The organism is Rhodococcus sp. D-6, assembly GCF_040256695.1.
In the GTDB taxonomy this organism is placed as follows: Bacteria; Actinomycetota; Actinomycetes; order Mycobacteriales; family Mycobacteriaceae; genus Rhodococcus; species Rhodococcus pyridinivorans.
The window spans coordinates 5,102,886-5,126,307 of record NZ_CP132970.1 but is presented as its reverse complement, the minus strand read 5'-3'; the positions used below and the strand labels follow the sequence as shown (position 1 = coordinate 5,126,307).

Genomic DNA, 23,422 nt, shown 5'->3' with positions numbered 1-23,422 from the left:
GTCACCGCCCGCCCACGAGATGGTCGCCGAACAGGTACTGGAAGATCGTCGGGTAGCGGATCCAGGCTTCCGTTGCGGGCTTGTAGGGCGTTTCGCCGGTGTTCGACACGACGAACGGCGCGTGACCGTCGCGGCGCGGGTCGAAGTTCGGCAGGCCCCAGCAGTTCGGTCCGCCGGTCGCGCCGACCACGGGCAGATCCTGGGCGTGTTTGTACGGCGTCGCGCCACCCATGAAGCTGGTGCTCAGCATCAGCGCGGCGTACTCCCCGGTGCCGGCCATCGGTTCGAACGCCACCCGGGCGTCGTTGAGACCGACTATGAAGCAGGTCAATTGCGGCGAGTACTCACCGAGCAGGCCGGTGGTGCGGCTCAGGCTGTCGAGTGCGGTGGTCAACTGTGTTTCGTTCTCCCCCAGGACGTCCCGTCCGGTGTTCGCGAGACCGGTGAGGTTCATCAGTAGCAGATCGAGTTGCTGTTGTTCGTCGACGACGGTGTTGCCGACGTCGGTGGCGTTGCCGATCGTGGTCATGAGGTCGGGGGCCGTGTCGGCGTAGACGTCGGTCACCTGCGCAGCCGAGACGAGGTCGGCCTGCAGTTGCGGCAGCGACGGATTCATCTCGGCGAGATACGCATCGGCCTCGGCCAGGGCGGCACCGAGGGCGTCGCCGCGTCCGTTGAGCGCTTCCGACAGCGCGCCGAGGGTGGCGTTGAGCTTCTCGGGCTGGATCTGGGCGAGCACGTCGGACAGGTGCTCGAAGACCGTGTTGAACTCGACGGTGACGTTGTCGGCCGCGATTACGGCGCCTTCCTGCATCGGCACCGAGGACGGATCGTCGGGGACGACGATGTCGACGAACTTGGCACCGAAGACGGTGGTGGATTCGATCGCCACCCCTGCGTTCGACGGGATGAGCTGCATCTGCCCGGGCTGCATGTCGAGATGCAGGACCGCACCGGCCGGTGTGTGCTCGATCGACGCCACGCGGCCCACCTCGACGCCGCGCATCGTCACCTTGGCGTCGGGTTCCATCACCAGACCCGACCGGGGCGAGGTGACGGTGAGCGGGACCGTCGAGGTGAACCCACCGGCGAACATCGTCAGTGCCACCGCGACGATCGCGGCGAGGCCGCCCACGAGACCGAAGGCGGCGAACTTCTTCTTCCACGAAGGAGTGTCCATGTCGCGCGCCCTATCCCGACAGGTTGAAGTTGCCGGTCGCGCCGTAGACGGCGAGCGAGATGAGCAGGGTGACGGTGACGACCGCGACGAGCGAGGCCCGCACCGCGTTGCCGACCGCGACACCCACACCGACGGGCCCGCCACCTGCGGTGAAACCGTAGTAGGTGTGGATGAGCATCACGGCGATCGCCATCACGATGGCCTGGACGAACGACCACAGGATGTCGGTGGGTATCAGGAAGGTCGTGAAGTAGTGGTCGTACACGCCCGCCGACTGGCCGTAGAGCACCACCGTCGCGAAGCGGCTCGCGACGAACGAGGCGATCACGGCGAGCGAGTACAGCGGGACGATCGCGATCATCCCGGCGAGCACGCGCGTGGACACCAGATACGGGATGGACGGGATCGCCATGGTCTCGAGCGCGTCGATCTCCTCGGAGACACGCATGGCGCCGAGCTGGGCGGTGGAGCCGGCGCCGATGGTGGCCGCCAGCCCGATGCCGGCGATCGTCGGGGCCGCGATACGCACGTTGATGAAGGCCGCGAAGAAGCCGGTGAGCGCTTCGACACCGATGTTGCCGAGTGAGCTGAAGCCCTGCACGGCGATGATGCCGCCGGTGAAGAGCGTCAGGAAGCCGACGATCACGACGGTGCCGCCGATGACGGCGAGTGCGCCGGTGCCCATGCTGATCTCGGCGACCAGACGCACCGTCTCCTTGGGGTAGTGCATCAGCGCCCGGGGGACCGTCGCGAGGGCGCGCCCGAAGAACAGCGCCTGCTCCCCCACCCGGTCCACGGTGGACGACGCACGTGTCATGCGCCGAACCGCACGGGGGAAGCGCCAGGACATCACTGCCATGAAATCTCCGCTCCCCTCATCCCGCGGTCAGCTTGATGCCGACGGCCGTGACGAGGAGGTTGACCACGAACAGCGCCATGAACGCGAACACGACCGTCTGGTTGACGGCGTCGCCGACACTCTTCGCTCCACCTTTGACATTGAGACCGAGATAGGACGCGACCAGCCCCGCGATCATGCCGAACAGCCCCGCCTTGACCTGGGAGATCATCAGTTCTCCGAAGCCGGTGAGCAGGGTGATGCCGTTGATGAACGCGCCGGGGTTGACGTCCTGGAGGAAGACCGAGAAGGCGAACCCGCCGAGGATGCCGATCGTGCACACGAGACCGTTGAGCAGTAGGGCAACGACGGTGGACGCGAGCACCCGGGGCACGACGAGACGCTGGATCGGATCGATGCCGAGCACACGCATCGCGTCGATCTCCTCGCGGATGGTGCGCGCCGCGAGATCGGCGCAGATCGCGGTGGCGCCGGCACCGGCGACGATGAGCACCGTGACCATGGGACCCACCTGCGTCACCGCGCCGAGGGCCGCACCCGCTCCGCTGAGGTCGGCCGCGCCGATCTCCCGGAGCAGGATGTTGAGGGTGAAGCTCACCAGAACCGTGAACGGCACCGCGACGAGCACGGTGGGCACGAGCGAGACGCGTGCGACGAACCATGCCTGGTCGATGAACTCGCGCCGTTGGAAGGGGCGACGGAAGGCCGCCCGGGCGGTCTCGCCGGTCATGGCGAACAGTCCGCCGACGGCCCGTAAGGGAACCTCGAGGAGGTCTACCATCGTGTACCCCCTTCGATCCTCACGTCGTCGGCGCGCAGCCGATCGATGGCGTGTGCTGTGACCCGGGTCATATTAACTAGAACGTGTTCACCTGTCAAAGATCCGTCGAGGGGCATCTCGATCCATTTCCGTCCGAACGGACACACGGGCGTCGACCGACGCGCATCGACACGCTCATAAGTGGTTTTACCCTGGGGTTTCGGTGAGATTCTCGACGCCGGGCCCGAGCTCGATCACCTCGACACGAGAGGCCGTCACGGCCCGATCGGGTCATCGCAGGAGGGGAAAAAATTAGAACACGTACCAGGCCAAACACGGGGCCGGGCGAGAGCCGGAGGAACGGCCCGAGTGGGCGTGACGCTACCGGAACCCCGGTGTCCGTCACCCGTAGTTGCAGGATCCCGGCCCGGAGACGAAGACACGGCATCCCCTGCTGTCCCCGAACGGGAACAGCAGGGGATGCCGGAACTACAGATCGAGAGCCGCCGAGGCCGAGAATGTCCGGCCCGGATCACGATCGGCGAAGTAACCGCCGAGCTCGTCGGCGAGCGCTGCGGGGGTCCACTGCCCGTCGGCGTCGAAACGCTGCTCGACGACCGGCGCGGCCATCAGGGCCACCATGGGTCCGTAGACGATGAAGACCTGCCCGTTGACGCGATCGGCCGCCGGGGAGGCGAGATAGGCGACCAGATTCGCGACGTGGTCGGGCGAGAGCGGATCGATGCCGTCGTCCGGCGCACCACCGAAGACCGCCTCGGTCATCGACGTCCGCGCTCGCGGGCAGATCACGTTGGCGCGGACACCGTACCGCTCGAGACCACGGGCGGCCGAGAGGGTGAGCGCGGTGATGCCGGCTTTGGCGGCACCGTAGTTGGGTTGCCCGGGCGGCCCGAGCAGACCGGCCTCCGAGGACGTGTTGACCAGACGCCCGTAGACGGGGCCACCCTCCTGCTTCGACCGGTCGCGCCAGTAGGCCGCGGCATTGCGGGACAACAGGAAGTGACCACGCAGGTGCACGGCGACCACCGAATCCCACTCGTCGTCGGACATGTTGGGCAGCATCCGATCCCGCGTGATGCCTGCATTGTTGACGACGATGTCGAGACCACCGAACTTGCCGTGCGCCGCGGCGAGCATCGCATCGGCCGTCTCACGCTCGGCGACGCTGCCGGGCACGAACTCCGCCTCGGCACCGAGATCGCGGATCCGCGCGAGGGTGTCCTCCACCGCGTCGTTCTCCACGAGATCGTTGACCACCACCGATGCTCCGGCCCGCGCGAGCGCGAGCGCCTCGGCACGTCCGAGTCCCGCTCCGGCTCCCGTGACGACGGCGACCCGCCCTTCGAGAGACACCCGATCGTCGTTCTCCGCGCCACCGTTGGCGTCCGCACTCATCCACGTACTCCTCGAGATTCGGGCCGATTGCCGGCCGCACGCCGGTACTCTCCCCACCAGGACCCGGGGGCACCGAGAATGTAGAACTTGTTATCTTTCCTGACAAGGGTCGGTGCCGGTCACCGTCCGACGCTCATGCCTCGGCGAGGGCCGCACGCGGGCACTGGGCGACGGCCTCGCGGACGACGTCCTCGCTACCCTCGGGTACGGGATGCGTGACGATCAGCTCGTCGTCGTCGTTGAGATCGAAGACGTCGGGCGCCAGCCCGACACACACGCCGTTCGCTTCACAGCGGTCGAAGTCGACCTTGACATCCATTCCGGGACCTCGCTTCACATTCGCGCCGACCGATCGAGTCCAGACTAGAACGCGTTCCAATTCTGTGCAATGATTCGCGATGATCCCACAGAGACGATTCGCGGGGACACGCAGCGACGAAACGGAGCGTTCGTGGACATCTCCTACACCCCCGGGCAACAAGCCCTCCGCGAGGAATTGCGGGCCTATTTCGCACAGATCATGACACCCGAGCGCCGCGAGGCGCTCGCGGCCACGACCGGGGAGTACGGCTCCGGCAACGTGTACCGCGAGGTCGTGCAGCAGATGGGCAAGGACGGATGGCTCACCCTCGGGTGGCCCGAGGAGTACGGCGGCCAGAACCGTTCCGCGATGGACCAACTGATCTTCACCGACGAGGCGGCCATCGCCGGCGCGCCCGTCCCCTTCCTCACCATCGACTCGGTCGCGCCGACGATCATGCACTACGGCACGGACGAGCAGAAGGAGTTCTTCCTCCCTCGCATCTCCGCGGGCGAACTGCACTTCTCGATCGGTTATTCCGAACCCGGCGCCGGCACCGACCTCGCCTCCCTGCGCACCACCGCGGTGCGCGACGGCGACGAGTGGGTCATCAACGGGCAGAAGATGTGGACGAGCCTGATCGCCTACGCCGACTACGTCTGGCTCGCCGCGCGCACCAACCCGGATGTCAAGAAGCACAAGGGGATCAGCGTCTTCATCGTGCCGACCGACGCTCCCGGCTTCTCGTACACCCCCGTGCACACCATGGCCGGCCCCGACACGAGCGCCACCTACTACCAGGACGTGCGCGTCCCGGCGTCCGCACTCGTCGGCGAGGTCGACGGCGGCTGGGCGCTCATCACCAACCAGCTCAACCACGAGCGGGTCGCGCTCACCTCCGCCGGCCCCGTGCGCACCGCACTGACCGAGGTCCGGCGCTGGGCGCAGGAGACGCATCTGCCCGACGGGCGACGGGTGATCGACCAGGAATGGGTCCAGATCAACCTGGCACGCGTCCACGCCGAGGCCGAATACCTGCAGCTGATGAACTGGGACATCGCCTCGAGCGCCGGCACGACCCCGCTCGGCCCGGAGGCCGCCTCCGCCAACAAGGTGTTCGGAACCGAATTCGCGACCGAGGCCTACCGGTTGCTCATGGAGGTCCTCGGACCCGCGGCGACGGTACGGCAGAACTCGGCCGGCGCGCTGCTCCGCGGACGGATCGAACGCATGCACCGCAGTTCCCTCATCCTCACCTTCGGTGGCGGCACCAACGAGGTCCAGCGCGACATCATCGCGATGACCGCTCTCGGCCAGCCGCCCGCCAAGCGTTAGAAAAGGACGCGCACCGTGGACTTCACCCTTACCGAGGCCCAGCAGGATCTCGCAGAACTGACCCGCAGCATCGTCGCGGACATCGTCACCAACGAGCACCTGCGCACACTCGACGCCTCCGAGGACCGCCTCGACCGCACCCTGTGGGACACGCTCGCATCGTCGGGCGTGCTCGGCGCCGCTCTTCCCGAGTCGCTGGGCGGAGACGGTTACGGCCCGCTCGAGCAGGCGAGCATCCTGCGCGAACTCGGCCGCGGCGTCGCCGCCGTCCCGTACATCGGCTCGATCGCCGCGTGCGCGTCGGCGATCGCGGAGTTCGGCGCCGCCGAGCAGCAGGCCGAGTGGGGACGCCCTGCGGCGACCGGCGAGCAGATCCTCTCCGCCGCGCTCGCCGAGGAACTGAACCCCGATCCCACGACCCCGGCGACCCGGGCGCAGGCCACGGGCGACGGTCACGTGCTCGACGGCGTGAAGATCGTCGTCGACTCGGCGCCGGTCGCCGACGGTTTCCTCGTCCCGGCCACCATCGGCGACTCGGTGTCGGTCTTCCTCGTGCGACCCGACGATCCGGGTGTCTCGATCACCCGTCAGCAGACCACCGACTTCGACAGTCGCGGCATCGTCACCCTCGAGCAGGTCGCGCTCCCGGCCGATCGTGTCCTCGGCACCGACGGCCTCGCCGTGGCGACGTGGTTGCGCGACCGCAGCCTGCTCGGCTCCGCCGCCTACCAGTGCGGCGTCCTCGAGCAGGCGCTCGAGCTCACCGCGCAGTACGCGCGCGAACGCGTCCAGTTCGACCGCCCGATCGGCAGTTTCCAGGCCGTCTCCCAGCGACTCGCCGACGCCTATATCGACGTCAAGGCGGTGCGTCTGACGTTGTGGCAGGCCGCCTTCCGCATGGCTTCGGGTGAGCGTCACGACGACGCCCTGCGCACCGCGGCCTTCTGGGCTGCCGATGCGGGACATCGTGTCGCGCACACCACCGTGCACGTGCACGGCGGTGTCGGACTCGACGAGGACCATCCGGTGCACCGCTACTTCCTCGCGGCCAAGCACCACGAGTTCCTGCTCGGCTCCGCCACCGACCAGTTGCGCGCGCTCGGACGCGAACTCGCCGACGTCCCGGCCTGATCGCATGTGCGCCTTCACTGTCACCGAACTGCTCGAACGACTCGCCGACGTCGACGATCGAGGACTGCGCTTCGAGGAGACCGAGCTGTCCTGGCGCGAACACGTCGCACAGTCCCAGCGACGCGCCGCATTGCTGCGCGACCTGCTCGACGGCCCGGCACCGAAGCACATCGGGATCCTCATGGACAACGTCCCGGAGTTCTCGTTCCTGCTCGGCGCCGCGGCCTTCTCCGGTTCGGTGGTGGTGGGCCTGAACACGACCCGGCGCGGTGCGGCGCTCGCCCGCGACATCGCGCTCGCCGACTGCCGGGTCGTGTTCACCGAGGCCGCACATGCGTCCCTGCTCGACGGTGTGGATCTCGGCGACGTGCGGGTGATCGACGTCGACTCCCCCGAGTGGACGGTGATGCTCGCCCCGTTCGCCGGCACGGTCGTGGAGACTGCCGCGCATTCCCCCGACGAACTGTTCATGCTGATTTTCACGTCGGGCACGAGCGGCGACCCGAAGGCCGTGCGGTGCACGCACCGCAAGTTCACCGATCCCGCGACGATGCTCGCCACGCGGTTCGGTCTCGGCTCCGACGACACCGTGTACGTGTCGATGCCCCTGTTCCACTCCAACGCGATGATCGCCGGCTGGTCGATCGGACTCGCCGCGCGCGGCAGCATCGCCCTGCGTCGCCGGTTCTCGGCGTCGGGTTTCCTTCCCGACGTCCGCCGTTACGGCGTGACCTTCGCGAACTACGTCGGCAAGCCGCTGTCGTATGTGGTGGCGACTCCCGAGCAGCCCGACGACCACGACAACCCGCTGCGCATCGTGTACGGCAACGAGGCGTCGGCCGACGACGTCACCGAGTTCACGCGGCGCTTCGGCGCTCGGGTGGTCGACGGGTTCGGCTCGACCGAGGGCGGCATCGCGATCGCGTCGGCACCCGACGTCCCGGCCGGCGCCCTCGGTCGGCTTCCCGAGGGCATCGAGATCCTCGATCCCGAGACGGGGCGACGCTGCCCTCCGGCGGTGTCGGACGCGAACGGCAGGATCACCAACGCCGACGCCGCGACGGGCGAGCTCGTCAACGTGCGCGGTGCCGGTCTGTTCGACGGCTACTACAACAACCCCGAGGCCGACGCCGAACGCCTCCGCGACGGGCGCTATCACAGCGGCGACCTCGCCTACCGGGACGAGAACGGCTTCGTCTACTTCGCCGGACGCAGCTCGGGCTGGCTCCGGGTGGACGGTGAGAATCTCGGTGCGGCGCCCATCGAGCGCATCCTGATGCGGTACGAGGGCTTCGCTCAGGTCGCAGTGTACGGGGTGCCCGACCGGCAGGTCGGCGACCGCGTGATGGCCGCCGTGATTCCCGCCGCGGATTCCGACTTCGATCCCGCCGCCTTCGCGCGTTTCCTCGATGCACAGACCGATCTCGGTCCCAAGCAGATGCCCACCCTGATCCGTATCTGCCGCGAATTCCCCCGCACCGCGACCTTCAAGGTCCTGTCCCGTTCTCTGGCCGCCGAACGCTGGTACTGCACCGATCCGGTCTGGATTCGGGAACGTGGCGATTCCGAATTCCGGTTGTTGTCGGACGAACTGGCGCAGCTTCTCGAACCGGCCTCCCTCGGCACTCCTGCGCGATAGCGTCGTCGCCCCTCGGTCGACGCGCCCCCACGCGTACAGTTGTGCCGCGGCGGTGGTTGTTCGGCGACAAGTCCGGAAGGACTTCCGTCGCCGTCGAGTCGAGTGACGGGCGGGACCGATGGACACCGACGGGTCATCCGGAGGGGCGGAGCGCACGCCGGACGGCAGATATGTGGTGGTGAACGGGCGGCGCTGGCGTGCCACCGATCCCACGATTCCTGAACCGTTGCAAAAGCAACTCGTGGCGGAGTTGATGCGCGCTCGGCGTCTCGTGAAGAGCGACGGCGACTCCGCACGGCACCGCGTCCAGGACGCGAAGGTCGCGCTCGGTGAACGCGGGCATCCGTGGTGGGAACCACGCGACGAATATGCGGATCGTGAACGGCTGGCGGCCACGATCTGCGCGCTGCTCCGGGAACGGAATCCGTCCACCATCTGTCCCAGCGACGCCGCGCGGGTCGCGGGTGGCGACTCGTGGCGCGACCTCATGGACGCCGCACGCTCGGTGGCCGCCGAACTCGAACGCAGCGAACACGTGGTGATCACGCAGAAGGGCGAGCCGGTGGACATGGAGACGGCACGAGGCCCGATCCGGATTGCACCCGGACCGAACCTCGAGCACCCTCGTCCCTCCTGGTGAGACGAATCCGAGCGGATCAGACGCTCGCGGCCTCGTTCAGCTTCTCCAGCGTGCCGGTCGCCTCGAGGTACTCCTGCACCCAGCGTTCGATGACCGCGGAGGTCTTGTCGACCTTCGTGAACTGCCCGACGACCTGACCGACGGGGTTGAACGCGACGTCGACCGACTCGTCGGGGTACTTGTGAGTGGCGGCGACGGCCATGACGGAGACCATGTACTGCAACGGCATTTCGAGGGGCTTCGGGTTGCCTCCTGCTCCCACGCCTCAGTCCAGTCGTTGCGGAGCATGCGGCAGGGCTTGCCGGTGAACGAGCGGCTGCGGACGGTGTCGCGGCTGCTCGCCTTGATGTAGGCCTCCTGCTGCACCGGGGTGTTCTCGGTCTCCTCGACCATGAGCCACTGCGAACCGGTCCACGCACCCTGGGCGCCGAGCGCGAGCGCCGCGGCGATCTGCTGGCCGCTGCCGATATCTCCGGCCGCCAGCACCGGGACCGGCGCGACCTCCTTGACGACCTGCGGCCACAGCACGATCGAGCCGACCTCACCGCAGTGCCCGCCACCTTCGCCGCCCTGGGCGATGATGATGTCGACACCGGCGTCGGCGTGCTTGCGGGCCTGCTTCGGCGAACCGCACAGCGCCGCGACCTTGCGACCGGCTTTGTGGATGTGCTCGATCATGTCGGCCGGCGGGGTGCCGAGTGCGTTGGCGATGAGCGTGACCTTCGGATGCTGCAGCGCCACCTCCACCTGCGGGGTGACCTTGCGCGGAAGGTACGCAACAACGGACGAAGGCTCGCAACACCGGTAGTGACTGCCGACGTTGCGAGCCTTCGCCTCGCGTTGCGTACCTCAGATGATTCCGCGCTCGCGCAGTTCCTTCTGCTCGATGTCGCTCAGTCCGAGGATCTCGCCGTAGACCGCCGCGTTGTCGTATCCCGCGACGGGCGGGCCGGCACGACGCACCGAACCCGGCGTCCCGGTGAGCGTCGGCACCACACCGGGGCCGAGTACGTCTGCGCCGGTGCGCTCGTCGTGATGCGGAACGATCATGTCCCGTGCCTGGAACTGCGGATCGGCGACGACCTCCGCGACGGTGTTCACCGGCCCGGACACCACACCCGACGACGACAGGTGCGCCAGCAGGTCGTCGAGCGTCCACGTCGCCGCCCACTCGCCGATGAGGGCGTCGAGCTCGTCCTGGTTCACGCCGCGCGCGAGGTGGTCGGCGAAGCGCGGGTCGTCGGCGAGCTCGGGGCGCTCCATCGCCGCGCACAGGCGACGGAAGACCGTGTCCTGGTTGGCGGCGATGACGATCCACATGTCGTCGGACGTCCGGTACAGGTTCGACGGGGCGATGCCCTCGAGCCGGGTGCCGGAGGGGCCGCGGACGACGCCTGCGACGTCGTAGTCGGGGATCACCGATTCCTGGATCGCGAGGCACGCCTCGGTGAGCGCCACGTCGACGACCTGCCCGCGTCCGGTCCGTTCGCGGCCGAGCAGCGCGGCGAGGATGCCCTGCACGGCGAACATCCCGGCGAGGGAGTCGCCCAGGGAGAGCGCGAGTCGCGGGGGCGCCTGCCCGGGATAGCCGTTCAGGTGCCGCAGACCGCTCTCAGCCTCGGCCACGGACGCGTAGCCGGCCTGCCCGGCCTTGGGACCGGTCTGCCCGTATCCGGAGACGCGAGCCAGCACGATGCCCGGATTGATCTCGGAGAGCAGGTCGTAGCCGAGCCCCCACTTCTCGAGCGTGCCGGGACGGAAGTTCTCGACCACCACGTCGGACTCGGCGACGAGACGCCGGAACAGTTCCTGCCCGTCGGGCGCCCGCAGATCGAGGGTGATGCACCGCTTGTTGCGGGCGTGCACCGTCCAGAAGAAGCGGTGCCCGTCCCGTTCGCCCTGCCCCCAGGTGCGGAGCGGGTCGGGCCGCTTCGGGTCCTCGATCTTGATGACGTCGGCGCCCATGTCGCCGAGCAGGCGTCCTGCATACGGCCCGGCGATCAGGGTGCCCAGTTCGAGCACCCTGATGTCCGCGAGCGCTCCGGTTGCCTGCGACTCGGCCTGTGTCACTGCGTCTTCCGTCCTCTGCTCGGTAACCGAGGTGAACGGCCTCCTCCTCGGTGAACGCTTCGAGTCCGCTGCGGTGCGGTTCACGACCGGTACCGCTCGCGTCACGTCCACCCCAGGGTAGTGCCGGGTCGGGCACACCTCAGCCGTCGACCCCCACCCGCGACCGCCGCTGCCCCCCTGTCCGGCGACACCCCGGCCGACGCAGATCCCGGAAAGGGACGGTGCCCGGGGCGGATCACTCCACCCCGGGCACCTGCCACCCCACCACTGTGGTCCTATCGCGCCTCGTTCAGCCGATCGACGGCCTCGTCGTAGCCCCGCACGAGGTCGGCCATGATCTCCGCGACGGGACGGATCTCGTTCATCCGCCCCACCACCTGCCCGACCGGCATCGCGACGGCCTCGGGGTCATCGGCCGCCGACATGCGCTGATGCGCCTCGCTCACCAGGATGTTCTGTAGCGGCATCGGCAGCGGTTCGGGCGCACCGGGTTTCGACCACGCCTCCGTCCACTTGGTCTTGAGCAGACGCGCGGGCTTTCCCGAATAGATCCGCGACCGCACGGTGTCGGACGAGCTCGCTCCGAGCAACGCGCGCTGGATCGACGACGGACCGTGCGCGGCCGCCCCGAGCTTGTACTCCGAGGTGGTGAGCCAGTACGAACCCATCCACACACCGGAGGCGCCGAGGGCCAGCGCCGCCGCGACCTGCCGTCCCGATCCCACACCACCGGCGGCGAGCACTGCCGCGGAATCGCCGAGCGCATCGACGATTTCGGGCCACAGCACCATCGATGCGATCTCACCCGTGTGCCCGCCGGCCTCGTAGCCCTGCGCGATCACGATGTCGACACCGTTCTCGACGTGCCGCTTCGCGTGCTCGACCGCACCCGCGAGTGCCGCGACCGGCACTCCCTTCTCGTGCGCGAGGTCGATGACGTCCTTCGGCGGCGACCCCAGGGCGTTGGCGATCAGGGCGGGCCGGTGTGCGAGTGCCACGTCGACGTGCGAACGCGCGACCGAATGCAGCCAGCCCAGAACACCGCTCGCCTTGCCGACGTCGTCGGACAGCGGCGGCACACCGAGTTCTTCGAGCGTGCGGTTGACGAAGGCACGGTGTTCGGCGGGGATCAGTTTGTCGAGGTCCACCGCGGTGCCCTCGGTGGGCACCTTGGCGGGCATCACGATGTCGACGCCGTACGGTTTGCCGTCGGTGTTCTCGTCCATCCAGGTCAGGACGGCGTCGAGTTCCTCCGGGTCGTTGAACCGCACACACCCGAGGACACCGAGTCCACCCGCGCGGCTGATCGCCGCCGCGACGTGTTCGGAAGGCGTGAATCCGAAGATCGGATACTCGATACCGAACTTCTTGCTGAGGCCGGTCTGCATGCGTCCTTCTATCCCGTCGCCGCGGCGCCGTTGCCGTCGCCGTTGTTGTAGACCTCGTCGGCCGGACGCAATCCGGTCTGGTCCTTGGCCCACCGGTAGTCGGGCTTGCCGGCCGGCGACCGCTTGATCTCGTCGACGAACCACACCGCGCGCGGCACCTTGTACCCTGCGATCTTCGACCGTGCCGTCGTCATGAGTTCGTCGAGCGTCGTCTGCTCGCCCTCGCGCAGGGCGATGACGGCGCAGACCCGCTCGCCGAAGCGCTCGTCCGGCACACCGACCACCAGGGCGTCGAAGACCGCCGGGTGCTGCTTGAGTGCGCCCTCGACCTCTTCGGGGTAGACCTTCTCGCCGCCGCTGTTGATCGAGACCGAACCGCGGCCGAGCATTGTGACGGTGCCGTCACCCTCGACGCGCGCGTAGTCACCGGGGATCGAGTAGCGGATCCCGTTGTACTCGCGGAAGGTCGCCTTGGTCTTGGCTTCGTCCTTGTAGTAGCCGAGCGGGATGTTGCCGGTGCGCGCGACCATGCCGACCTTTCCGGAACCCGGTTCGATCGGGTTGCCGTCGTCGTCGAGGACGGTGGTCGACTCGTCGATCTTCACCGTGGGGCCGCCGCCGAGGGTCTTGCCCTTCTCGGCGATGCCGATGCCACCGAAGCCGGTCTCGGACGAGCCGATGGAGTCGGTGATGATCTTGCCGGGCAGCAGATCGAGGAAACGGTCCTTGATGGACGGGGAGAACAGGGCCGCACTCGATGCCATGGCGAACAGGGTCGAGAGGTCGTAGGGCTGACCGGTTGTCGGGTTGCCCTCCTCCAGTGCGTCGAGCATGGGGCGGGCCATGGCGTCGCCGGTGATGAAGATGACGTTGACCTTGTGGTCGTCGATGATGCGCCACACCTCGTGGCCCGAGAACTCGGGGTGCATGACGACCTTGCCGCCGCTGAACAACGACTGGAACAGCGCCCACTGGGCGCCACCGTGGATCATCGGCGGGATGGGATAGCGCACGAGACCGGGATTCTCGGCGCCCTCCTTCGCCAGCTGCCATTCGTCCTTGACCCATTCCCCGGTCATGAAGTTGATACCGCCGCCGAGGACGCGCCACACGTCCTCGTGACGCCACATCACGCCCTTGGGGTGACCGGTGGTGCCGCCGGTGTAGAGCATGTAGATGTCGTCGGCGCTGCGGTCTTCGAAGTCGCGTTCCGGGTTGCTCTGCGCCAGTGCCGCTTCGTATTCGATGCCGCTATAGGCCGAGAAGTCGGCGTCGGTGCCGTCCTCGACCACCACGGCGGTCTTCACCAGCGGAGTGTTCGGCAGGACGTTCGCGACCTTGTCGGAGTAGCGACGTTCGTGGACGAGCGCGACCATGTCGGAGTTGTCGAAGATGTACTGCAACTCGTTCTCGACATAGCGGTAGTTGACGTTGATCATGATCGCGCGGATCTTGAAGACCGCGATCATCGCCTCTACGGCCTCGATGGTGTTGCGCGAGTAGATGCCGACCTTGTCGCCCGGCTTCACACCTTGTTCGCGCAGGTAATGAGCAAGTCGGTTGGCTCGTTCCTCCAGCTGTGCGTAGGTGACCTCACGTCCGTCCGAGGCCAGCGCGACGCGCTCGGGAACGAGGTCGATTGCGTGTTCGACGAGGTCTGCGATGTTTAGGGCCACGCTGACAAAAGTAGAACGTGTTACCGTTTCTGACAAGACCTGAATATGATCCAGTTCACAATCCTGCGAGGAGTCCTGCCAGTGTCCGCTACCGAAGCCCCCGGCGCAGCCGATTCGGACATTTCGTCCCGCGAACCGCATTGCCTCGTCGAGCAACGCGGCCACGTTCTGATCGTCACGCTCAACCGCCCCGAGGCACGAAATGCGCTGTCCGGCGAAATGATGGCGATCATGAACGAGGCCTGGGATCGCGTCGACAACGATCCCGAGATCCGCGTCGCGATCCTCACCGGCGCCGGTGGAGCGTTCTGCGCGGGTGCCGATCTCAAGGCCATGAATGCAGCGCCTCCCGGAGACAAGTTCGAGCACGGCGAGCGGAGCGACGGGAAAGGCAACGACGGGGGCTGGGACCTGTCGCGTCTGCCGGCGTTACTGAAGGGCCGCCGCCTGACGAAACCGCTCATCGCGGCCGTCGAAGGCGCCGCGATCGCCGGCGGCACCGAGATCCTGCAGGGCACCGACATCCGCGTCGCCGGCGAGAGCGCGAAATTCGGCGTCTCCGAGGCGAAATGGGGACTGTTCCCGCTCGGCGGATCCGCCGTGCGCCTCGTCCGGCAGATCCCGTACACGATCGCCGCCGACATCCTGCTCACGGGCCGCCACATCAAGGCCGCCGAGGCCAAGGAGATCGGGCTCATCGGCTACGTCGTCCCCGACGGCACCGCACTCGACAAGGCCCTCGAGATCGCCGAGACGATCGCGAACAACGGCCCGGTCGCCGTGCAGGCCATCCTCCGGACCATCCGAGACTCGGAAGGTCTGCACGAGGAGGAGGCGTTCCGGATCGACGCCGAACTGGGCGCCGCCGTCTTCAAGAGCGCCGACGCCAAGGAGGGGCCGCGGGCGTTCGCGGAGAAGCGTGCCCCGAAGTTCTCGGGTTCCTGACCTGCGCCACTGTGGACCGCACTCCCACCCGTGAGAGCACGGTCACAACCATCTCCTTAGCTCTGCTACATTGTCGGCCGTGATCCAGACCACAAGATCACAGTGTTCGTCGAGGCGATGTCGAGGCAATGAGGAGCCCCCATGTATCCAGGAGTCCACGCCCGCACTGCCCCGGACAAGCTCGCCGTCGTCCTGGCCGACAGTGGCCGGAGCCTGACCTACCGCGAACTCGACGACCGGTCGGCGGCGCTCGCCCGAGTGCTGCACGATGCCGGGCTCCGCCCCGGCGACGTCGTCGCCCTCCTCACCGACAACCGGCCGGAGGCATTCGAGGTGTTCTGGGCCGCAATGCGGTCCGGGCTGTACATCACGGCGGTCAACAGCCACCTCACCGCCGGCGAGGTGGCGTACATCGTCGAGGACAGCGGCGCGAAGGCCCTGATTGTCTCGGCGACGCTGGGTGAGCTTTCCGAACAGGTCGGCGAGAAGGTCACGATCGGTTCCGCGCGACTCGCGTTCGGCGGCGCCGTGCGCGGTTTCGAGTCGTACGAGGACGCCCTCGCCGGGGCCGGTCCGCGGCTCGAGGAGGAACCGTGCGGCGCCATCATGCTGTACTCGTCCGGAACCACGGGCTTCCCCAAGGGAATCCAGCCGGATCTCCCGGAACGTCGCGTCGACGAACCCGGTGAGCCGCTGGTGACGGTGGCACAGTTCCTCTTCGGCCTCACCGACTCCGACGTCTACTACTCCCCCGCCCCGATCTATCACGCAGCGCCTCTGCGCTGGGGTGGGGCGATCCACGCGCTCGGCGGCACGGTGGTCCTGGCCGAGAAGTTCGACGCCGAGACCGCGCTCCGGCACATCGAGGAGCACAAGATCACCGCCGGGCAGATGGTGCCGACGATGTTCGTCCGCATGCTCAAGCTCGACGACGAGATCCGTGCCCGCCACGACCTGTCGAGTCTGCGCGTGCTCGTCCACGCCGCCGCGCCGTGCCCGCCGGAGGTCAAGCGGTCGATGATCGACTGGCTCGGACCGGTGATCTACGAGTACTACAGCTCCACCGAGGCCAACGGGATCACGTTCATCAACAGCCAGGAATGGCTCGAACACCCGGGTTCGGTCGGCAAGAGCGTGCTCGGGCCCGCGCACATCTGCGACGAGGAAGGGCGGGAACTCCCGGCCGGTGAGGTGGGGACCATCTACCTCGAGTACGAGAAGGTTCCGTTCTCGTACCACAACGATCCCGAGAAGACCGCGGCGTCGCAGCATCCCGAGCATCCCACCTGGACCACGGTCGGCGACCTCGGTTACCTCGACGAGGACGGTTATCTGTATCTGACCGACCGCAAGTCGTTCACGATCATCTCCGGCGGAGTGAACATCTATCCGCAGGAGATCGAGAACGTGCTCGCCCTGCACCCGGCCGTCGAGGACGTCGCCGTCATCGGCGTACCCCATCCGGAGATGGGCGAGGAGGTCAAGGCCGTCGTGCAGGTGTCGTCCGGTGCCACCACATCACCCGATCTCGCCGACGACCTCATCGCGTACGTCCGCGAGCGGGTCGCCCACTTCAAGGTGCCGCGGTCGGTGGACTTCGTCGACGAACTGCCCCGCACCCCCACGGGCAAGCTGGTGAAGGGCAAGCTGAAGGCGGCCTACGCCTCCTGACGCCACACGCGGCGGGCGGAAGCCGTCCTCACGGAACGGTTTCCGCCCGCCGTGGCGTTGGCCCAGTACCACTGGTCTAGCGCAACACCACGTCGGCGATCGTGCGCACCTGGTCGACGTCGCGGCAACCGACCAGCAGCATCGTCACGCCGGCCTCCTCCCACCGCTTCACGCCCTCGCGTACCTCGTCGGCGTTCCCGGCGATCATCGTCTCGGTGACCATCTCGTCCGGGATCGCTGCCGCCGCTTCTTCCTTACGGCCGGCACGGAACAGCGCGGTCACCTCGTCGACCACGGCCTCGTATCCCATCCGCCGGTAGACCTGCGCGTGGAAGTTCAACTCCGGCGCGCCCATTCCCCCGACGTACAGTGCCGTCACCGGTTTCATCGCCGCGATCGTCCCTGCGCGGTCGTCCGTGATCACCACCTGGCAGGTCGCCGCGATCTCGAAGTCCTCGCGGGTGCGCCGGGCGCCCGGCCGGGCGAACCCCTCGTCGAGCCACTCGTCGTACATCGGCGCTAGGCGCGGGGTGTAGTAGATCGCGAGCCAGCCGTCGGCGATCTCGGCGGTGAGCGCGACGTTCTTCGGACCTTCGGCACCGATCCAGATCGGGATGTCCGACCGCAGCGGATGCGTGATGGGCTTGAGCGGTTTACCGAGCCCGGTGGATCCGGTGCCTGAGTAGGGCAGCGGGAAGTGCGGTCCGTCGCCGGTCACCGGCGCTTCGCGCGCGAGCACCTTGCGGATCACGTCGACGTACTCGCGGGTCCGTGCGAGGGGCTTGGCGAACGGTTGCCCGTACCAGCCCTCCACCACCTGTGGCCCCGAGACGCCGAGGCCGAGGATGTGCCGGCCACCCGAGAGGTGATCGAGCGTGAGCGCGTGCATCGCGCAACTCGTCGGTGTGCGTGCGGAGATCTGCACGACGGACGTGCCGAGCCGCACCCGCTCGGTGGACGAACCCCACCAGGCGAGCGGAGTGAACGCGTCCGATCCCCACGATTCGGCGGCGAAGACGGCGTCGAATCCTTCGGCCTCGGCCGCAGCAACGAGTTCCGGTGCGTTCGAGGGCGGCTGAGCACCCCAGTAGCCGAGTTGCAGTCCCAGTTTCATTGGACGCCTTTCCTGTCGGGCGAATCGTGGAGAGATGCAGTTCGCGCGCCGCTCTTGCCAGCACCACTAGAACCTGTTCTACTCGAAATTGTGAGCCTGGGAAAGAGCACGGTTGCCGAGCCACCGCTGAGCGCACCGCTGAATCTGAAGTTCGACTACACACGATCCACCGGGCCGACCGTCGGAGCCTTCGTCACCGGATTGCGCGACGGCCGCATTCTCGGCGCCCGCGGATCCGACGGACGGGTCCTCGTCCCACCCCCCGAATACGACGCGGTCACCCATGAACCGCTCACCGATGTCGTCGAGGTCGGACAGACCGGCACCGTGGTGAGCTGGACGTGGAACGCCGAGCCGTTGCCCGGACAGCCCTTCGACCGGCCCTTCGCCTGGGCACTGATCCGCCTCGACGGCGCCGACACCGCACTCCTGCACGCCGTCGACGTCGCCTCCCCGGACGACATCGAGACGGGTCTGCGTGTACGTGTGCGGTGGGCCGCCGAACGCACCGGCGACATCCACGACATCGAGGCCTTCGAACCCGGCGAGGCGACGATCACCGTCGCAGCGGCCGAGGGTGATCCGGTCACGATGATCACCACTCCCGTCGACCTGGACTACCGGCACTCCGCCTCCCCCGAGGAATCCTGGTACCTGCGAGGGTTGAAGGACGGCAGGATCATCGGTGGCCGCACCGGCCCGGGCGGGAAGGTCTACGTGCCCCCGCGCGGTGCGAGCCCCACCGACGGCGTACCGACGAAGGAACCCGTGGAAGTGTCCGACAAGGGCATCGTCACCACCTTCTGCATCGTGAACGTGCCGTTCCTCGGCCAGCAGATCGAGCCGCCCTATGTCGCCGCCTACGTACTGCTCGACGGTGCCGACATCCCGTTCCTGCACCTGATCCTCGAATGCGATGCGTCCGAGGTGCGGATGGGCATGCGTGTCGAAGCGAAATGGCGTCCTCGCGAGGAGTGGGATCACACGCTACGCAACATCGAGTACTTCCGTCCCACCGGCGAACCCGACGCCGACTACGACACCTTCGAACACCACCTCTGAGAGCGGCGGACACATGACAGACATTGCAGTCGTCGGCTTCGCGCACGCTCCGCACGTGCGCGAGACGTTCGGCACCACCAACGGCGTCGAGATGCTCGTCCCGTGTTTCCAGGAGCTGTACGGCAAGCTCGGCATCACCAAGTCCGACATCGGTTTCTGGTGTTCGGGTTCCTCCGATTACCTTGCCGGACGAGCATTCTCGTTCATCTCGGCGATCGATGCGATCGGCGCCGTCCCGCCCATCAACGAATCGCATGTCGAGATGGATGCGGCCTGGGCGCTCTACGAGGCGTGGGTCAAGCTCATCACCGGTGAGGTCGACACCGCCCTCGTGTACGGCTTCGGCAAGTCCTCGGCCGGCACTCTGCGCCAAACCCTGTCCCTGCAGCTCGATCCGTACCTCGTGGCCCCTCTGGGCGTCGACTCCGTCTCGCTCGCGGGCCTGCAGGCCCGCCTGGGTCTCGAATCCGGTAAGTGGACCGACCGCGAGATGGCCGAGGTCGCGGTCCGTAGCCGCGCCGCCGCCAAGGACAATCCCAAGGCGCAACTCTCCGGCGACTTCGACATCGACGAACTGCTCGCCCAGCCGTACATCGCCGACCCGTTGCGTAAGCACGACTGCGCCCCCGTCACCGACGGCGCGGCCGCGATCGTCCTCGCGACCGGCGACCGGGCGCGCGAGCTGTGCGAGAACCCGGCGTGGATCACCGGGATCGAGCATCGCACCGATTCACCGAACTTCGGCGCACTCGATCTGATCGTCTCACCCTCGACCCGGGCCGCAGCGCAGGCCGTCACCGGCGGGGACACCGCCTTCGACGTCGCCGAGTTGCATGCACCGTTCACGCACCAGGAACTCATCCTGCGCGAGGCGATCGGCCTGGGCGAGTCGACGACGATCAACCCGTCCGGTGGGCCGCTGACGGGCAACCCGATGTTCTCCGGCGGTCTCGAGCGCATCGGTTACGCAGCGCAGGCGATCATGGACGGCACGGCCGGACGTGCACTCGCGCACGCGACGAGCGGTGCTGTGCTGCAACAGAATCTGGTAGCCGTTCTGGAGGGACGCAACTGATGGCGAAGCAACCCGCAGCTGTCCTCGGAACGGGGCAGACCCATTACGTCGCCAAGCGGCACGACGTGTCGATGTCCGGCCTCGTCCGCGAGGCGATCGACCGCGCCATGACGGACGCCCAGATGGGCTGGGACGACATCGACGCCGTGGTGATCGGCAAGGCCCCCGACCTGTTCGAGGGCGTCATGATGCCCGAACTGTCGATGGTCGACGCCATCGGCGCCACGGGCAAGCCGATGCTGCGCGTGCACACCGCCGGGTCCGTCGGGGGCTCGACGGCGAACGTCGCGGCAAGCCTCGTCCAGGCCGGCGTGCACCGCCGGGTACTCGCGGTGGCCTGGGAGAAGCAGTCCGAGTCGAACGCGATGTGGGCGCTGTCCACACCGGTCCCGTTCACCATGCCGGTCGGTGCCGGCGCGGGCGGCTACTTCGCGCCGCACGTCCGTTCGTACATCCGCCGGTCCGGTGCGCCCGAGCACATCGGGGCGATGGTCGCGGTCAAGGACCGCCTCAACGGCGCGAAGAATCCGTACGCGCATCTGAAGCAGCCCGAGATCACCCTCGAGAAGGTGCAGGCCTCGCAGATGCTGTGGGATCCGATCCGGTACGACGAGACGTGCCCGTCGTCCGACGGTGCGTGCGCGGTCGTGCTCGGCGACGAGGACACCGCGAAGGCCGCCGAGCAGGCCGGCCGCCGGGTGGCGTGGATCCATGCCACGGCGATGCGCACCGAACCCACCACCTATGCCGGGCGCGATCAGGTGAATCCGGAGGCCGGACGGGTCGCTGCCGCAGCACTGTGGAAGCAGGCCGGTATCACCGATCCGCTCGGCGAGATCGACTGCGCCGAGATCTACGTGCCGTTCTCGTGGTTCGAGCCGATGTGGCTCGAGAACCTCGGTTTCGCGTCCGAGGGGTCGGGGTGGAAACTCACCGAGGCCGGCGAGACGGCGATCGGCGGTCGGCTTCCGGTCAACATGTCCGGCGGCGTGCTCTGCTCCAACCCCATCGGGGCATCGGGCATGATCCGGTTCGCCGAAGCCGCGATCCAGGTGATGGGCACGGCGGGAGATCACCAGGTCGACGGCGCCCGCAAGGCACTCGGACATGCCTACGGCGGTGGATCCCAGTACTTCTCCATGTGGGTGGTGGGCTCCGACCGGCCCACGAATTAGGAGGCATCATGGTCTCGTTCACCGTCGGGGTCGCGATGACCCCACTCGACCAGCTCACCGGCATCGCGCAGACCGCCGAGGAGTGCGGATACACCTCGATCGCACTGCCCGACTCCCTGTTCTACATGGAGAAGCAGACGGTCGACTATCCGTACACCCCCGACGGTTCGCGGATGTGGACGCCCGACACCCCCTGGGTGGATCCGCTCATCGCCGCGGCGTCGATGGCGGCGAGCACGTCGACGATCCGGTTCTACACCCAGGTGCTCAAGCTCGGCTCCCGCAATCCGGTGCTGCTGGCGCGGCAGGTCGGATCCGTTGCGAACCTCACCGGGAACCGGTTCGGACTGGGTGTCGGAATCGGCTGGGCGCCGGAAGAATTCGAGTGGTGCGGTGTGCCCTACGCGAAGCGCGGCAAGCGCGTCGACGAGATGATCGACGTCCTGAAGCTGATCCTCGACGGCGGCATGGTCGAACATCACGGCGAGTTCTACGACTTCGACCGGCTGCAGATGAGTCCCGCGCCCACCGCACCGGTACCGCTCTACGTCGGTGGGCACACCGAGGTGGCACTGCGTCGTGCGGCCCGGGTCGGTGACGGCTGGACGTCGGCGATGATCGGGTTCGACGATCTGGTCGGGGTCATCACCCGACTGCGCGAATTGCGGGCCGAGTACGGCCGCAGCAACCTGCCGTTCGAGATCCAGACGGTGTGTGTCGACAGGTTCGGTGGTTCCGGTTACGCCGAACTGGCCGACGCCGGGGTCACCGACATCATCGTGGTGCCGTGGATCTTCGACGGCCACGGTTTCGACTCCCCGCTCGAGGCCAAACAGGAATCGCTGCGGAAGTTCGCCGACAAGTACATTCCCGGAAGGGATGCCGCATGAGCGAGGAACACCCGGCGCGTATCGCAGCGAAGGCATCGCAGGCGGCGGCGAGCGGGAAACGCAAGGACGAGTGGCTCGCGCTGTTCGCGGAGAACGCGTGCGTCGAGGATCCGGTGGGTCCGTCCGGCTTCGATCCGGAGGGCAAGGGGCACCACGGACACGAGGCGATCGCGAAGTTCTACGACATGACCATCGCGAACACCGACAAGCTCGAGTTCCTCGTCGACGACGTGCTGGTGTGCGGCAACGAGTGCGTCAACATCGGCACGATCCGCACCACGATGGCGGGCAATCTCATCGACGCGGAGGGCGTGTTCGTCTACCGGGTCGACGACGACGGCAGGATCGTGTCGCTGCGTGCGTTCTGGGAAGTGGATCGCGCGATGAAGACTCTGCGGCCGGTCTCGTAGCATCGGCGGTATGCCGACCGCCGGAATCGTTCTCGCAGCAGGGGACGGCTCTCGGTTGGGTGGACGCGCGAAGGCGTTGCTCCCCCACCGTGGCCGTCCCCTGCTGCATACCGTCGTCGAGGCACTGCTCGGCGGTGGCTGCGACGAGGTCGTGGTGGTAGTCGGGGCGTTCGGCGACGAGGTCGCCGCCGCCTGCCCGACCGGCGCCACGGCGGTGCACAATCCCGACTGGTCCGACGGCATGTCGACCTCCCTGCGCCATGGGGTCGACGCCGCGCGCACTCACGACCGGGTCGCGCTCACCGTCGTCGACTTTCCCGGCATCACGGCCGATCTGGTGCGCCACGTCCTGGACGAGCACCGGCCGGGCACGGTCACGCTCCCCGTCTTCGGAGATCACCCCGGTCATCCGGTGGTCTTCGACATCGCCGACGCGCTGACCGCGGCCGACGAGGCCGCCGGCGACGAAGGTGCGCGGTCGTTCCTCGCCCGCAACCGCGATCGGGTACGCCGGGTGGACTGCAGTGATCTCGCCGAGGCCGGCGACGTGGATACGCCCGAGGATCTTCGGCGTCTGCGCTGAACTTCCCCGACTGCAGCGCCCGACGTCGAAAGATCGGTCAGCAGGAGGCGCAGTTGTTCGCGCGGGGTGATCGGCACAGAAACGACGAGGTCCCCGGACACC

The 23,422-nt window shown here is 67.7% G+C and carries 21 protein-coding genes and 1 pseudogene; 12 read left to right on the top strand and 10 right to left on the bottom strand.

Going from position 1 to position 23,422, the window contains the following annotated elements:
- Position 1: 1 nt before the first annotated feature.
- The 5 genes from RBB84_RS24165 to RBB84_RS24145 all read right to left on the bottom strand — a co-directional run bounded on the left by RBB84_RS24165 (position 2) and on the right by RBB84_RS24145 (position 4,534).
- Positions 2–1,180, bottom strand: a complete 1,179-nt coding sequence (locus RBB84_RS24165) for an MCE family protein (RefSeq protein WP_064256904.1) — start codon at positions 1,178–1,180, stop codon at positions 2–4.
- 10 nt (positions 1,181–1,190) lie between these two features.
- A complete protein-coding gene (locus tag RBB84_RS24160; protein WP_024102955.1) occupies positions 1,191–2,039 on the bottom strand; it encodes an ABC transporter permease in 849 nt (282 codons plus the stop codon).
- A gap of 16 nt (positions 2,040–2,055) precedes the next feature.
- Positions 2,056–2,820 (bottom strand): ABC transporter permease, encoded by a 765-nt coding sequence (locus RBB84_RS24155; RefSeq protein WP_006551898.1) that lies wholly within the window; start codon positions 2,818–2,820, stop codon positions 2,056–2,058.
- Positions 2,821–3,288: 468 nt separating this feature from the next.
- Positions 3,289–4,215: a 3-oxoacyl-ACP reductase gene (locus RBB84_RS24150; protein ID WP_024102954.1), complete on the bottom strand. Its 927-nt coding sequence runs from the start codon at positions 4,213–4,215 to the stop codon at positions 3,289–3,291.
- Between the two features lie 133 nt (positions 4,216–4,348).
- A complete protein-coding gene (locus tag RBB84_RS24145) occupies positions 4,349–4,534 on the bottom strand; it encodes a ferredoxin (RefSeq protein ID WP_006551900.1) in 186 nt (61 codons plus the stop codon).
- 132 nt (positions 4,535–4,666) lie between these two features.
- Between RBB84_RS24145 and RBB84_RS24140 the strand changes: the two genes are divergently transcribed.
- The 4 genes from RBB84_RS24140 to RBB84_RS24125 all read left to right on the top strand — a co-directional run bounded on the left by RBB84_RS24140 (position 4,667) and on the right by RBB84_RS24125 (position 9,261).
- The gene (locus RBB84_RS24140) at positions 4,667–5,851 is read left to right on the top strand and encodes an acyl-CoA dehydrogenase family protein (protein WP_064256934.1); all 1,185 of its coding nucleotides are present in this window, start codon (positions 4,667–4,669) and stop codon (positions 5,849–5,851) included.
- Between the two features lie 15 nt (positions 5,852–5,866).
- Positions 5,867–6,982 (top strand): acyl-CoA dehydrogenase family protein, encoded by a 1,116-nt coding sequence (locus tag RBB84_RS24135; protein WP_006551902.1) that lies wholly within the window; start codon positions 5,867–5,869, stop codon positions 6,980–6,982.
- A gap of 4 nt (positions 6,983–6,986) precedes the next feature.
- Positions 6,987–8,621 (top strand): long-chain-fatty-acid--CoA ligase, encoded by a 1,635-nt coding sequence (locus tag RBB84_RS24130; protein WP_064256905.1) that lies wholly within the window; start codon positions 6,987–6,989, stop codon positions 8,619–8,621.
- Positions 8,622–8,739: 118 nt separating this feature from the next.
- A complete protein-coding gene (locus RBB84_RS24125; protein ID WP_064256906.1) occupies positions 8,740–9,261 on the top strand; it encodes a DUF3253 domain-containing protein in 522 nt (173 codons plus the stop codon).
- A gap of 16 nt (positions 9,262–9,277) precedes the next feature.
- Here RBB84_RS24125 and RBB84_RS24120 read toward each other — a convergent pair.
- From RBB84_RS24120 to RBB84_RS24105, 4 genes and pseudogenes are all read right to left on the bottom strand, one after another.
- Positions 9,278–10,017, bottom strand: a pseudogene (locus tag RBB84_RS24120) (nitronate monooxygenase family protein); the annotation flags it as partial.
- A 93-nt stretch (positions 10,018–10,110) separates the two neighbouring features.
- Complete coding sequence (locus tag RBB84_RS24115; protein ID WP_019290097.1) at positions 10,111–11,331, bottom strand: CoA transferase; 1,221 nt, start codon at positions 11,329–11,331, stop codon at positions 10,111–10,113.
- A gap of 275 nt (positions 11,332–11,606) precedes the next feature.
- Positions 11,607–12,719 carry a nitronate monooxygenase family protein gene (locus RBB84_RS24110; protein ID WP_024102947.1) on the bottom strand — a complete coding sequence of 371 codons (1,113 nt, stop codon included), beginning with the start codon at positions 12,717–12,719 and terminating at the stop codon, positions 11,607–11,609.
- A gap of 8 nt (positions 12,720–12,727) precedes the next feature.
- The gene (locus RBB84_RS24105) at positions 12,728–14,395 is read right to left on the bottom strand and encodes an acyl-CoA synthetase (RefSeq protein WP_064256907.1); all 1,668 of its coding nucleotides are present in this window, start codon (positions 14,393–14,395) and stop codon (positions 12,728–12,730) included.
- Positions 14,396–14,440: 45 nt separating this feature from the next.
- Between RBB84_RS24105 and RBB84_RS24100 the strand changes: the two genes are divergently transcribed.
- Positions 14,441–15,340, top strand: coding sequence for a crotonase/enoyl-CoA hydratase family protein (locus RBB84_RS24100; protein WP_231912066.1), 900 nt, complete (start codon positions 14,441–14,443; stop codon positions 15,338–15,340).
- A 141-nt stretch (positions 15,341–15,481) separates the two neighbouring features.
- Positions 15,482–17,011, top strand: coding sequence for an AMP-binding protein (locus RBB84_RS24095; protein ID WP_064256908.1), 1,530 nt, complete (start codon positions 15,482–15,484; stop codon positions 17,009–17,011).
- 76 nt (positions 17,012–17,087) lie between these two features.
- Here RBB84_RS24095 and RBB84_RS24090 read toward each other — a convergent pair whose 3' ends face one another.
- Positions 17,088–18,125: an LLM class F420-dependent oxidoreductase gene (locus tag RBB84_RS24090; RefSeq protein WP_064256909.1), complete on the bottom strand. Its 1,038-nt coding sequence runs from the start codon at positions 18,123–18,125 to the stop codon at positions 17,088–17,090.
- 90 nt (positions 18,126–18,215) lie between these two features.
- On the opposite strand from RBB84_RS24090, the gene RBB84_RS24085 reads away from it, so the two are divergent.
- The 6 genes from RBB84_RS24085 to RBB84_RS24060 are packed head-to-tail and all read left to right on the top strand — an operon-like array spanning position 18,216 to position 23,320.
- Positions 18,216–19,187, top strand: a complete 972-nt coding sequence (locus RBB84_RS24085; RefSeq protein ID WP_024102942.1) for an OB-fold nucleic acid binding domain-containing protein — start codon at positions 18,216–18,218, stop codon at positions 19,185–19,187.
- A gap of 13 nt (positions 19,188–19,200) precedes the next feature.
- Positions 19,201–20,262, top strand: coding sequence for a thiolase domain-containing protein (locus RBB84_RS24080; protein ID WP_064256910.1), 1,062 nt, complete (start codon positions 19,201–19,203; stop codon positions 20,260–20,262).
- Positions 20,262–21,437, top strand: a complete 1,176-nt coding sequence (locus RBB84_RS24075; protein ID WP_064256911.1) for a thiolase domain-containing protein — start codon at positions 20,262–20,264, stop codon at positions 21,435–21,437. Before RBB84_RS24080 ends, RBB84_RS24075 begins: the two co-directional genes overlap by 1 nt.
- A gap of 8 nt (positions 21,438–21,445) precedes the next feature.
- Complete coding sequence (locus tag RBB84_RS24070; protein ID WP_006551915.1) at positions 21,446–22,327, top strand: TIGR03619 family F420-dependent LLM class oxidoreductase; 882 nt, start codon at positions 21,446–21,448, stop codon at positions 22,325–22,327.
- Positions 22,324–22,737 (top strand): nuclear transport factor 2 family protein, encoded by a 414-nt coding sequence (locus RBB84_RS24065; protein ID WP_024102939.1) that lies wholly within the window; start codon positions 22,324–22,326, stop codon positions 22,735–22,737. Before RBB84_RS24070 ends, RBB84_RS24065 begins: the two co-directional genes overlap by 4 nt.
- Before the next feature lie 10 nt (positions 22,738–22,747).
- The gene (locus tag RBB84_RS24060) at positions 22,748–23,320 is read left to right on the top strand and encodes a nucleotidyltransferase family protein (RefSeq protein ID WP_064256912.1); all 573 of its coding nucleotides are present in this window, start codon (positions 22,748–22,750) and stop codon (positions 23,318–23,320) included.
- Positions 23,321–23,422 lie beyond the last annotated feature (102 nt).

Coding starts and splice junctions, on each gene's coding strand:
- RBB84_RS24165 (WP_064256904.1), bottom strand. CDS start 1,180: ATGGACACTCCTTCGTGGAAGAAGAAGTTCGCCGCCTTCGGTCTCGTG.
- RBB84_RS24160 (WP_024102955.1), bottom strand. CDS start 2,039: ATGGCAGTGATGTCCTGGCGCTTCCCCCGTGCGGTTCGGCGCATGACA.
- RBB84_RS24155 (WP_006551898.1), bottom strand. CDS start 2,820: ATGGTAGACCTCCTCGAGGTTCCCTTACGGGCCGTCGGCGGACTGTTC.
- RBB84_RS24150 (WP_024102954.1), bottom strand. CDS start 4,215: ATGAGTGCGGACGCCAACGGTGGCGCGGAGAACGACGATCGGGTGTCT.
- RBB84_RS24145 (WP_006551900.1), bottom strand. CDS start 4,534: ATGGATGTCAAGGTCGACTTCGACCGCTGTGAAGCGAACGGCGTGTGT.
- RBB84_RS24130 (WP_064256905.1), top strand. CDS start 6,987: ATGTGCGCCTTCACTGTCACCGAACTGCTCGAACGACTCGCCGACGTC.
- RBB84_RS24125 (WP_064256906.1), top strand. CDS start 8,740: ATGGACACCGACGGGTCATCCGGAGGGGCGGAGCGCACGCCGGACGGC.
- RBB84_RS24110 (WP_024102947.1), bottom strand. CDS start 12,719: ATGCAGACCGGCCTCAGCAAGAAGTTCGGTATCGAGTATCCGATCTTC.
- RBB84_RS24100 (WP_231912066.1), top strand. CDS start 14,441: ATGATCCAGTTCACAATCCTGCGAGGAGTCCTGCCAGTGTCCGCTACC.
- RBB84_RS24095 (WP_064256908.1), top strand. CDS start 15,482: ATGTATCCAGGAGTCCACGCCCGCACTGCCCCGGACAAGCTCGCCGTC.
- RBB84_RS24090 (WP_064256909.1), bottom strand. CDS start 18,125: ATGAAACTGGGACTGCAACTCGGCTACTGGGGTGCTCAGCCGCCCTCG.
- RBB84_RS24080 (WP_064256910.1), top strand. CDS start 19,201: ATGACAGACATTGCAGTCGTCGGCTTCGCGCACGCTCCGCACGTGCGC.
- RBB84_RS24075 (WP_064256911.1), top strand. CDS start 20,262: ATGGCGAAGCAACCCGCAGCTGTCCTCGGAACGGGGCAGACCCATTAC.
- RBB84_RS24070 (WP_006551915.1), top strand. CDS start 21,446: ATGGTCTCGTTCACCGTCGGGGTCGCGATGACCCCACTCGACCAGCTC.
- RBB84_RS24065 (WP_024102939.1), top strand. CDS start 22,324: ATGAGCGAGGAACACCCGGCGCGTATCGCAGCGAAGGCATCGCAGGCG.
- RBB84_RS24060 (WP_064256912.1), top strand. CDS start 22,748: ATGCCGACCGCCGGAATCGTTCTCGCAGCAGGGGACGGCTCTCGGTTG.